The sequence below is a fragment of the Symbiopectobacterium sp. genome (assembly GCF_051710365.1).
Lineage (GTDB): Bacteria > Pseudomonadota > Gammaproteobacteria > Enterobacterales > Enterobacteriaceae > Symbiopectobacterium.
The window spans coordinates 1-1460 of record NZ_JBPETA010000354.1 but is presented as its reverse complement, the minus strand read 5'-3'; the positions used below and the strand labels follow the sequence as shown (position 1 = coordinate 1460).

General features: G+C 47.3%; 2 pseudogenes. Both read left to right on the top strand.

From position 1 onward, the window contains the following. Positions 1–69 (top strand): annotated as a pseudogene (locus ACTBDZ_RS17785) (surface-adhesin E family protein); the annotation flags it as partial. Between the two features lie 444 nt (positions 70–513). After that, positions 514–1338, top strand: a pseudogene (gene cbl / locus ACTBDZ_RS17780) (HTH-type transcriptional regulator Cbl); the annotation flags it as partial. Positions 1339–1460: the final 122 nt, after the last annotated feature.

Genomic DNA, 1460 nt, shown 5'->3' with positions numbered 1-1460 from the left:
ATGGCGATGGTCAAAGCGCTTAACCGGATCACGCTATTAGGAATGCCGAACAGTATTCGCATCACGTAACAATCGACCCGATGGGGCACAGTCGTTACAAGTTCTGATTTATTCAACAAAGCCCAGTTTTGGTAGAAAATGCTTGTCATCTTAGGTGTACAGTTTTCTCATGAGGCCTAACTGCATGATTTTGCGTTGCGAGGATCCGTCGTTTCACTTGGCTGCCAGCATAAAATCTATTTATTCAACAAAGCCCCGGATTTATATAAATCATAACAAAAAGATTTATTGATCCGCGAAGGAAATTAAATCCACATAAAAAGTAATTATTGTAATACATTGATTATAAAATTTTTTATTTCTTTATGCATCAAGGGATGTTGCTCAGATGGCCACGGCTTATTTTCTTAGTAGAAAATAATATAACACCATCCGATTGCTTATTTGTCGCGGCATTTTTTCCCCCGTATCTATATGGCGTTAGGGTAAAACGATGTAGAGATGGAGAACAACGTGAATTTTCAACAACTGAAGATTATTCGAGAATCGGCACGGCGTAACTATAATCTGACGGAAGTCGCCAATTCGCTGTTTACGTCTCAGTCGGGCGTGAGTCGCCATATCCGAGAACTGGAAGAAGAACTGGGCATCGAAATTTTTATTCGTCGCGGCAAACGACTGCTTGGCATGACCGAGCCAGGCAAAGAGTTACTGGTGGTCGCGGAACGTATTTTGAATGATGCCAACAACATTCGTCGTCTGGCTAACGTGTTCACCAATAACGATGTGGGTCAACTGGTGATTGCCACCACGCACACCCAGGCGCGCTACAGCCTGCCCAATGTGATTAAAGAGTTTCGTGCCATCTATCCGCAAGTGCGCCTGGTGCTTAACCAGGGAACGCCGGACGATATCGTTGCCATGCTGCACTCCGGCGAAGCGGATATCGGCATTGCCAGTGAGCAACTGATGAATGACGCCACGCTGGCGGCATTTCCCTATTACCGCTGGCATCACGCTATTCTGGTGCCGCAGCAACACCCCCTGATAGACGTGCCAACGGTGACGCTGGATATGCTCAGCAAACTGCCGCTGATCACTTATCGACAAGGGATTACCGGGCGTTCTCGCGTCGATCGTGCTTTTCTGGCGGCAGGCATGACGCCGGATATCGCCTTGAGCGCGCAGGATTCGGATGTGATTAAAACTTACGTTGAATTGGGTTTAGGGGTGGGGATTGTTGCCGATCACTCCTACGAGCCGGCGCGTGATAAAGAGCTGGTACGCTTGAATGCCGAGCATCTGTTTGAAGGGAACACGGTGTGGATTGGGCTGAAGCCGTCATTCCGCACCTGATTTTTCTTTTTTCGGGACTTGACGGTATTCTGAAGTTCTGAATTTATTACTGCTTTTTGCAGACCAATCAGCATGAGTACTCCCCACGTTACCATCCGTAACCT